At 69.7% G+C, this 9832-nt stretch carries 8 protein-coding genes; 6 read left to right on the top strand and 2 right to left on the bottom strand.

Annotation, left to right across the window (positions count from 1 at the left end; genetic code table 11):
* The 3 genes from yidC to AC1D15_RS09070 form a co-directional block, all read left to right on the top strand.
* The coding region (gene yidC, locus AC1D15_RS09080) for a membrane protein insertase YidC (RefSeq protein WP_477825723.1) at window positions 1-1647 on the top strand (1647 nt) is incomplete at its 5' end.
* A 283-nt stretch (window positions 1648-1930) separates the two neighbouring features.
* Window positions 1931-3343 (top strand): tRNA uridine-5-carboxymethylaminomethyl(34) synthesis GTPase MnmE, encoded by a 1413-nt coding sequence (gene mnmE / locus AC1D15_RS09075; RefSeq protein WP_047503794.1) that lies wholly within the window; start codon window positions 1931-1933, stop codon window positions 3341-3343.
* 160 nt (window positions 3344-3503) lie between these two features.
* A complete protein-coding gene (locus AC1D15_RS09070; protein ID WP_047503796.1) occupies window positions 3504-3971 on the top strand; it encodes a cyclic nucleotide-binding domain-containing protein in 468 nt (155 codons plus the stop codon).
* A gap of 27 nt (window positions 3972-3998) precedes the next feature.
* On the opposite strand, the gene AC1D15_RS09065 is transcribed toward AC1D15_RS09070, so the two are convergent.
* A complete protein-coding gene (locus tag AC1D15_RS09065; RefSeq protein WP_477825722.1) occupies window positions 3999-4559 on the bottom strand; it encodes an adenine phosphoribosyltransferase in 561 nt (186 codons plus the stop codon).
* Window positions 4560-4694: 135 nt separating this feature from the next.
* Between AC1D15_RS09065 and AC1D15_RS09060 the strand changes: the two genes are divergently transcribed.
* Complete coding sequence (locus AC1D15_RS09060; protein WP_477825721.1) at window positions 4695-6146, top strand: alpha/beta hydrolase family protein; 1452 nt, start codon at window positions 4695-4697, stop codon at window positions 6144-6146.
* 6 nt (window positions 6147-6152) lie between these two features.
* Here the strand turns inward: AC1D15_RS09060 and AC1D15_RS09055 are convergent, their stop codons facing one another.
* Complete coding sequence (locus tag AC1D15_RS09055) at window positions 6153-8150, bottom strand: monovalent cation:proton antiporter-2 (CPA2) family protein (protein ID WP_477825720.1); 1998 nt, start codon at window positions 8148-8150, stop codon at window positions 6153-6155.
* A gap of 70 nt (window positions 8151-8220) precedes the next feature.
* Here AC1D15_RS09055 and AC1D15_RS09050 point away from each other — a divergent pair, with 70 nt between their 5' ends.
* Together AC1D15_RS09050 and AC1D15_RS09045 are read left to right on the top strand one after the other, a co-directional pair.
* Window positions 8221-9216, top strand: coding sequence for a KpsF/GutQ family sugar-phosphate isomerase (locus AC1D15_RS09050; protein ID WP_477825724.1), 996 nt, complete (start codon window positions 8221-8223; stop codon window positions 9214-9216).
* Window positions 9216-9794: a KdsC family phosphatase gene (locus AC1D15_RS09045; protein ID WP_047503808.1), complete on the top strand. Its 579-nt coding sequence runs from the start codon at window positions 9216-9218 to the stop codon at window positions 9792-9794. The genes AC1D15_RS09050 and AC1D15_RS09045 overlap by 1 nt, the downstream gene beginning before the upstream one ends.
* Window positions 9795-9832: the final 38 nt, after the last annotated feature.

Raw genomic sequence — 9832 nt, 5'->3', positions numbered from 1 at the left:
GCCGGTCCCGGCAGCGCCCCGGCCGGCGTGCCGGCGGCCCCGGGATCGGTCGCGTCGACCACGGCGGCCGTGCCCGCTGCGCCGGCGGCGTCGGCGGTGCTGGCCGAGCGGGTCGAGATCCAGACCGACCTGGTGAAGGCCACGCTCGACAGCAAGGGCGGCACGCTGGTGCGCGTCGAGCTGCTGACGCAGCATGAGCAGCTGCAGAAGGACCTGTGGCAGAAGGTGCAGGAGCTGGTCGGCCTCGCGCCGCGCCATGACGAGCAGTTCGAGAAGAAGAACGTCGTCGTGCTCGATGAATCGGCGCAGCGCCTGTATGTGGCGCAAAGCGGCCTGATTCCCGCGGCGGGCGGCAGCGGCCTGCCGAACCACCTGACGGTGATGAGCCTGGTGCCCGGCGAGCGCAAGCTGAAGGATGGCAGCAACGAGCTGCAGGTGCGCTTCGAATCGCCGGTGGTGAACGGCGTCAAGCTGGTCAAGACCTACACCTTCAAGCGCGGCGACTACGTGATCGGCGTGCACAACGAGGTCACCAACGCGTCGGGTGCGCCCGTCAACGCGCGGCTGTACCTGCAGCTGGTGCGCGACGGCAACGACGGCACCGGCGGATCGAGCTTCTACTCCACGTTCACCGGCCCGGCGATCTACGACGAGACCAAGCACTTCACGAAGGTCGATTTCAAGAGCATCGAGAAGCGCGGGCCGAAGGACGTGCCCGATCACGTGACGACGGCCGAGACCGGCTGGGTCGCGATGGTGCAGCACTACTTCACCTCGGCCTGGCTGATCGACAAGCCCGACGCGAAGCAGCCGCGCGAGTACTTCACCGGCAAGGCCGACGTGACGAACGACGTCACCGGCGGCCCGGCGCACGTCTACCAGGTGGGCATGACGGTGCCGCTGGGCGACATCGCGCCGAACGCCACGAAGACCTTCGACGCGCAGCTGTTCGTCGGCCCGCAGGAAGAGCACAAGCTCGCCGAACTCGCCCCCGGCCTCGAGCTGGTGAAGGACTACGGCTACTTCAAGGTGCTGTCCGAGCCGCTGTTCTGGGTGCTGACCCAGCTRCACAAGCTGATCGGCAACTGGGGCTGGTCCATCATCTCGCTGGTCGTGCTGCTGAAGATCGCGTTCTACTGGCTCAACGCCAGCGCCTACCGCTCGATGGCCAAGATGAAGGCCATCAACCCGAAGGTGATGGAGCTGCGCGAGCGCCTGAAGGACAAGCCTCAGCAGATGCAGCAGGAGATGATGCGCATCTACCGCGAGGAGAAGGTCAACCCGATCGGCGGCTGCCTGCCCATCATTGCGCAGATGCCGTTCTTCATCGCGCTGTACTGGGTGTTGCTGTCGACGGTGGAAATGCGCAACGCGCCGTGGATCGGCTGGATCACCGACCTGTCGGCCAAGGACCCGTACTTCATCCTGCCGCTGCTGATGACGCTGTCGAGCCTGCTGCAGACCTGGCTGAACCCGACGCCGCCGGATCCGGTGCAGGCCAAGATGATGTGGATCATGCCGCTGGTGTTCTCGGTGATGTTCTTCTTCTTCCCGGCCGGCCTGGTGCTGTACTGGCTGACGAACAACATCCTGTCGATCGCGCAGCAGTGGCTGATCAACAAGCAGCTGGGCGTGCTGGGCAAATAGCAACCTCAGGTTGCCCCCGCGCTTGCGGCCCCCCAAGCGGGGGCTTGTTGCAAGAGGCGGTCGGCGCGACGATCCAGCCATGGAACGACGGCAGCTCGCCGCCCTTCCACCAGTTCAATGCGGGGCAGACCCGCTGCCGTGATCTCGGCAGCGGCTCGGGAGGATGATTCGGATCGCAGCATGCTGCACCGGCGCTTCCCCCCGCGCCATCTTCAACCCGGGCCACGCCGTGTGCGTGCCCGGGTTTGTCGTTTCTGGACGGCCTTCCAGGACAATCACCGCCATGCTGCCGCGCCACCACGACCCCGTCATCGCCATCACCACCGCGCCCGGCCGCGGCGCCGTCGGCATCGTGCGTGCCTCGGGCCGCGACCTGAAGCCGCTGGTCGACGCGCTGTTCGGTCGCGCACTGGCGCCGCGGCACGCCACCTACCTGCCCTTCACCGATGCACAGGGCCAGGTGATCGACCGCGGGCTGGCGCTGTACTTCCCGGCCCCGCATTCGTACACCGGCGAAGACGTGCTCGAACTGCAGGCGCACGGCGGCCCGGTCGTGCTGCAGTTGCTGCTCGCGCGCTGCCTGGAAGCCGGTCGCGCGGTCGGGACAGGGACAGGGACGGGGATGGGGCTGCGCCTGGCCGAGCCGGGCGAGTTCACCGAGCGCGCCTACCTGAACGACAAGCTCGACCTCGCGCAGGCCGAAGCCGTCAGCGACCTGATCGAAGCCAGCACCGAGGCGGCGGCGCGCTCGGCCAGCCGTTCGCTGAGCGGCGCGTTCTCCGACGAAGTGCATGCGCTGCGCGATCGGCTGGTCTCGCTGCGCATGCTGGTCGAGGCGACGCTCGATTTCCCGGAGGAAGAGATCGACTTCCTGCAGAAGGCCGACGCGCTCGGCCGCCTGCGCAGCATCGCGGCCGATGTCGCGGGCGTCCTCGGCCGCGCGCGCCAGGGGGCGCTGCTGCGCGAGGGCATGCAGATCGTGCTGGCCGGGCAACCGAACGTCGGCAAGAGTTCGCTGCTGAATGCGCTGGCCGGTGCCGAGCTGGCGATCGTGACGCCGATCCCCGGCACCACGCGCGACAAGGTCAGCGAGACCATCCAGATCGACGGCGTGCCGGTGCACGTGATCGACACCGCCGGGCTGCGCGAGGCCGGCGACGAGGTCGAGCGCATCGGCATCGCGCGCAGCTGGGAGGCGATCGAGCGGGCCGATGCGGTACTGTTCCTGCACGACCTGACGCGGCGCGGCGAGCCGGGCTACGACGCGGCCGAGGCGCAGATCGCGGCGCGGCTGCCGCCGCCGCAACGCGACGGCGAACGCATCGTGCACGTCTACAGCAAGAGCGACCTGGCGAAGGCGCAGGATCTGCCGACCGGTGCAGGCCACCACCTTGCGCTGTCGGCCCGCACCGGCGAAGGCCTGGACGCACTGCGCCGCCTGCTGCTGCAACTGGCCGGCTGGCATGCCTCGCCCGACGGGTTGTTCATCGCGCGCGCCCGCCATGTCGACGCGCTGCGGCACACCGCGGAGCATCTCGCGTTGGCACTCGAACTCGCGACCTCGCCCGACCCGGCGCTCGACCTGCTGGCCGAAGAACTGCGCCTTGCGCAGACGGCGTTGTCGCAGATCACCGGCGAGTTCACGTCAGATGACTTGCTGGGCGAGATCTTCAGCCGCTTCTGCATCGGCAAGTAGCACTTTTTGTCACACGGGCCCCGACAGACGGGACCGTGACGGTGACCGACGGGCACAACTTTTGCCATGCGCTGTTGTGGTGCCCGTCACACACGCTGATAATCGCGTCACTTTCACGCACTTGTCCCGCAAGTACGCGTCACACCACACAGAGGACACGATGGAACTGCAGCAGCTGGTACAAGCGATTCAGACGTTGAATGCGGAAGACGCCTTTCGCGCGCGTTTGACGCTCGACCAGTGGCGGGTCATCGGGCCCTACCTCACGCGCCACGACATCCGCGCCGGCGACCTGCTGATCAAGCAGGGCGATTCCGACCGGAGCATGTATTTCCTCGGCCAGGGCTCGCTGCAGGTCTTCGTGACCGGCGGCCCGCCCGGCAGCAACCGCATCGCGATCCTGCGCGCCGGCTCGGTGATCGGCGAACCGGCGCTGTTCCTCGACGGCCCGCGCATGGCCAACGTCGAGGCGATGACGCCGTGCATCGTGTGGGCGCTGCGCGGCCCGCGCCTGGAAGAGCTGGCCCAGCGCACGCCGGCCCTCGCGCTCGAGCTGGTGCGGGCTGCCGGCTCGGTGATGGCGCTGCGCATGCGCGCCAACATCACGCGCCAGACCCCGATCACCTGAGTCGGATCCTCCGGTCCCGGGCGGGCGTCAATGCCCGCCGAAATCGACCAGCGTGAACAGCGGCAGCCCGRCCTCGCGCAGGCGCTGCGAGCCCTGCAGCTCCGGCAGGTCGACGATGGCCGCGCCTTCGATCACCACCGCGCCGAGCCGCTGCAGCAACCGCATGCCGGCCATCATCGTGCCGCCGGTGGCGATCAGGTCGTCGACCAGCACGATGCGGTCGCCGGGCTTCACCGCATCGGTGTGCATCTCGACGGTGGCCGAGCCGTATTCCAGCTCATAGGTCTCCTGCACCGTCGTGAACGGCAGCTTGCCCTTCTTGCGGATCGGGATGAAGCCGACGTTGAGCTCGTAGGCCAGCACCGAGCCGATGATGAAGCCGCGCGCGTCGAGCCCGGCGATCGCGGTCGGCCGCACGTCGAAATAGCGGTGCACGAACTCGTCGATCAGGATGCGGAAGGTGCGCGGATCGGCCAGCAGCGGCGTGATGTCGCGGAATTGCACGCCCGGCTCCGGCCAGTCGGGCACGGTGCGGATGCTGCGCTTGATGGTGTCGCGCGCTGATTCGAGGGGGCTGGCTGCGGTCATGGGGGATTCACCGTCGGTGAGCGGGGCGCCATTGTCCCGCACGCGACAGCCCGCGACGGGAAATCCCGGGCGACGCCATCGTGCGTGCCGACTAGTCTCGATCTGCCACTCGGCGCCCACACCAGGAGACACCCCATGCATCAGCGTCACTTGCTGAGGATGACGGCTTTCGCCGCCGCCTCCACCTTGCTGTTCTCCGCCTGCGGCGGTGGAGACGACGGCCCTGCCCCGGCGCCCGCGCCGGTCCCCGAGGAGACGCGTGCACAGGATGGCCGCACCGCGTTCACCGCCGATCCCGCGGCGCTCGCGTTCGACGCGCTCGCGGGCCTGGCCGTCGAGACCGACCGCTGGACCGGCGTGCAAGGCGGTGCCGGCTACCGCGTCGAGGTGCCGAAGACCGGCTGGAACGGCAAGCTCGTGATGTATGCGCACGGCTACGTCGGCACCGGCAACGCGCTCGTGGTGACGAACCCGTCGATCCGCCGCTACCTGCTGGAGCAGGGTTTCGCGTGGGCTGCATCGAGCTACGGCAAGAACTTCTACGACGTGCGCGCCGGCGTCGAGGACACCAACGCGCTCGCGCAGGCCTTCGTGCAGATCGCAGCGGCCAACGGCCGCACGCTGGCGGCGCCGACCCGCACCTACCTGATCGGCCATTCGATGGGCGGCCACATCACCGCGGCCGCGATCGAGGACGAGGCGGCCGCGACCGCGGTCCACAAGCAGAAGTACGACGGCGCGGTGCCGATGTGCGGCGTGGTCGGCGACACCGAGCTGTTCGACTACTTCGCCGGCTACCAGCTCGCGGCGCAGCAACTGGCCGGCGTGCCGGCGACATCTTTCCCGACCACCGACTGGGCCACGCTGGTCGCCGACGTGCGGACCACGTTGTTCGCGAGCCAGACCTCGTTCACGACGCCCACCGCGCAGGGCGCGAAGCTGAAGGAGGTGGTGATGAACCTGACCGGCGGGCCGCGGCCGATCTTCGACCAGGGCTTCGCGAACAACGGGCTGCAGAACGTCGTGTGGGGCACCTTCGGCGGCGACGGCAGCATCAACGGCATCCTGAACAGGAGCGTGGTCGACACGAACCGCTTCAGCTACCGGTTCACCGCGAGCGATGCGGTGCTGGCCTCGTTCAACGCGTCGATCGTGAAGGCGACGGCGGTACCCGATGCCAACCGGCTGCGCACGGATGGCCTGCGCTGGATCCCGAAGGTGAACGGCGAGTTCAAGATCCCGGTCGTCAGCCTGCACACGCTGGGCGACCTGTACGTGCCGTTCCGCATGGAGCAGGTCTACCGCGAGCGTGTCGAGGCGAAGGGCAACGGCGGCTGGCTGGTACAGCGGGCGGTGCGCGCACCGAGCCACTGCGACTTCACGGTGGCCGAACAGGTCGGCGCGTTCTCGGCGATGGTGGCGTGGGCCGAGACCGGCGTGAAGCCGGCCGGCGATGACGTGACCACCGCGGCGACGGTGGCCGACCCGGGCTATGGCTGCACCTGGACCGTCAACGCCGGCGGTGCGGACGACAACCCGACGACGATCGCGACCCGCGCGCTGATGCCGGCCTGCCCGGCGCCGTGAAACAGCTCAGCGGCCGAGCAGCTTGCTCTCGGCCAGGGCGAGCGGCTCCGGCAGCCCCGACAGCACCAGCGTGTCGCCGCCGGCCAGCAGCAGCGCGTCGTGCGGCTTCGTCACCGCGCCCGACGCGCGGCGCACCGACACCACGGTGACGCCCACCGCATGCAGCGCCAGCGCCGACAGCGGCTGGCCGATCCAGCTGCCGGCCGACGGCATGCTGACGCTGAGCAGCCGTGCCTGCTGCCGCTCGTCGACGGTGTCGTCGTCGGCGCCGTGGAAGTAGCCGCGCAGCAGCCCGTAGCGCGCATCGCGCTGGTCCTGCACGACGCGGATCACGCGCCGCATCGGCACGCCCACCAGCGCCAGCGCATGGCTCGCGAGCATCAGCGAGCCCTCGATCGCCTCGGGCACCACCTCGGTCGCTCCAGCCGCCTGCAGCCGCTCGATGTCGCTGTCGTCGAGCGTGCGCACGATCACCGGCACCGTCGGCGCGTGCGCCTGCACCAGGTGCAGGATCTTCATCGCCGACGGCGTGTCGTGGTAGCTCACCACCACCGCGCTGGCGCGTGCCAGCCCGGCCGCCATCAGGCTCTGYAGCCGCGCGGCGTCACCGAACACCACGCTCTGCCCGGCCGCGGCGGCCTGGCGCACGCGGTCGGGGTCGAGGTCGAGCGCCATGTACGGGATGCGCTCGCCGTCGAGGATGCGCGCCAGGCTCTGCCCGCTGCGGCCGTAGCCGGCGATGATCACGTGCGCCTCGGTGTTGATCGCGCGCTTGGCGATGCTCGTCATCGCGACCGACTGCATCAGCCAGTCGCTCGAACTCAGGCGCATCACGATGCGGTTGCTGTACATGATGATGAACGGCGTGGCCAGCATGCTCAGCACCATGCTCGCGAGCACCGGGCTCTGCAGCGGGGCCGGGATCAGGTGCTCCTGCGTCGCCAGCGTCAGCAGCACGAAGCCGAACTCGCCGGCTTGCGCCAGGTACAGGCCGGTGCGCAGCGCGACACCCGGCGCCGCGCCCGCCAGCCGCGCCAGCAGCGTCACCAGCGCGAACTTGAACAGCACCGGCAGCACCGTCATCGCCAGCACCAGCGGCCATTGCCGCAGCACGATCTCGACGTCGAGCTTCATGCCGATCGTGATGAAGAAGAGCCCGAGCAGCACGTCGTGGAACGGCCGGATGTCGGTCTCCACCTGGTGCTTGTACTCGGTCTCGGCGATCAGCATGCCGGCCACGAAGGCGCCGAGCGCGAGCGACAGCCCCGCATGCTCGGTCAGCCAGGCCAGGCCGAGCGTGACCAGCAGCAGGTTCAGGATGAACAGCTCCTCGCTCTTGCGCCGCGCCACCAGCGTGAGCCACCAGCGCATCACGCGCTGCCCGCCGACCAGCAGCACGGCGAGCACCAGCACCGCCTTCAGGCCGGCCCAGGCCAGCGCCGGTGCCAGCGCATCGGGCGATGAGCCGAGCGCCGGGATCAGCACCAGGAACGGCACCACGGCCAGATCCTGGAACAGCAGCACGCCCATCACGCGGCGGCCGTGCTCGCTCTCCAGCTCGAGCCGCTCGGCCATCAGCTTGACGACGATCGCGGTGCTGCTCATCGCCAGCGCCCCGCCCAGCGCGAACGCGCTCTGCCACGACAAGCCCCAGCTGCGCCCGACCTGCGCCAGCCCCCAGCCGAGCAGCACGTTGCCCGCCAGCGCCGCCAGCACCGTCATCGCGACCTGGCTGAGGCCGAGGCCGAACACCAGCCGGCGCATGCTGTTGAGCTTCGGCAGGTTGAACTCGAGCCCGATCACGAACATCAGGAACACCACGCCGAACTCGGCCAGGTAGGTCATGCCGGCCGAATCCTTGGCCAGGCCGAGGGCATTCGGGCCGATCAGCACGCCGACCGTCAAATAGCCGAGCATCGGCGGCAACTTCAGCGACCGGCACGCCACCACGCCCAGCACCGCGGCGATGAGATACAGCAGGACGAGTTCGAGTGTGGATGYCATGAAGTCGCTGTCGCAACGTGCGTGCCTACAATCGCCTGATCCTATCGGACCGAAGCTTCTCTCCGTGCCCCTGACCGCCCCTCCCGCCGATTCTTTTGATGCCGAACGCGTGCTGCAGCTGGCGCGCGAGACCTTCGACATCGAGGCCCGCGCGCTGCTGGCCTTGCACGCGCGCCAGGGCGACAGCTTCGTGCAGGCGGTGCGCGCGATGCTGCAGTGCAAAGGCCGGGTGGTCGTGATGGGCATGGGCAAGAGCGGGCACGTGGGCCGCAAGGTCGCGGCCACGCTGGCCTCCACCGGCACGCCCGCCCTCTTCGTGCACCCGGCCGAGGCGAGCCACGGCGACCTGGGCATGGTGACGCCCGGCGACGTGGTGCTCGCGATCTCCAATTCGGGCGAGAGCGACGAGCTCGCCGCGATCCTGCCGGCGCTCAAGCGCCTGGGCGTCACGCTGGTCGCGATGACCGGCCGGCCCGACTCCAGCCTGGCGAGCCATGCCGACATCACCATCAGCAGCGCCGTCGACCAGGAGGCCTGCACGCTGAACCTCGCGCCCACCGCCAGCACCATCGCGCAGATGGCGGTCGGCGACGCGCTGGCGGTCGCGCTGCTCGATGCGCGCGGCTTCCGCGAGGAAGACTTCGCCCGCTCGCACCCGGGCGGCAGCCTGGGCCGCAAGCTGCTGACCCACGTGCGCGACGTGATGCGCAGCGGCGACGACGTGCCGCAGGTGCCGCCGGCCACGCCCTTCGTCGACACGATGCGCGAGATGACGCGCAAGGGCCTGGGCGCCACCGCGGTGCTCGGCGAGCGCGGCGAGATCCTCGGCATCTTCACCGACGGCGACCTGCGCCGCCTCGTCGAGCAGGGCCGCGACCTGCGCGCGCTGACCGCGGCCGACGTGATGAGCCCGAGCCCGCGGCGCGTGCGCAGCGATGCCCTTGCGGTCGACGCGGCCGACCTGATGGAGCTGCACCGCATCACCGTGCTGCTCGTCGTCGACGCCGACGACCGGCTGGTCGGCGTCATCAATACCAACGACCTGATGCGCGCGAAGGTGATCTGATGGCCCTGGACGACATCACCCCGGTGCTCGGCTTCCCGCCTGAGCTGCTGCTGCGCGCGCAGGACATCCGCGCCGCGATCTTCGACGTCGACGGCGTGCTGACCGACGGCCGCATCTACATCAGCGAGCGCGGCGAGGAGTTCAAGGCCTTCAACACGCTCGACGGCCACGGGCTGAAGCTGCTGGCCCAGGGCGGCATCGCGCCGATCGTGATCACCGGCCGCGATTCGCCGGCGGTGCGCCGGCGCGTCAACGACCTGGGCATCGCGCATGCCGTCTACGGCGTGCACGACAAGCTGGCCGCCGCGCAGCACCTGCTGACGACGCTCGGCATCGGCTGGGATGCGGTGGCGGCGATCGGCGACGACTGGCCCGACCTGCCGCTGCTCGCGCGCGCCGCACTGGCCTGCGCGCCGGTCAACGGCCATGTCGAGGTGCGGGCGATCGCGCACCACGTCACCACGGCGGCGGGCGGCCATGGCGCCGCGCGCGAGTTCTGCGACCTGCTGCTGTCGGCCACCGGCCGCTATGCCGCGCTGCTGCGCGGCCACCTCACCACGCTCGATGGCGGAAGCTGACGCTGCCGCCCAGGCCAGCCGCCCCGGCGCGCTGGCGC

It is taken from the genome of Rhizobacter sp. P2_H2, from assembly GCF_056403375.1.
The sequence above is the reverse complement of the archived record's forward strand: the minus strand, read 5'-3'. Positions and strand labels throughout refer to the sequence as shown.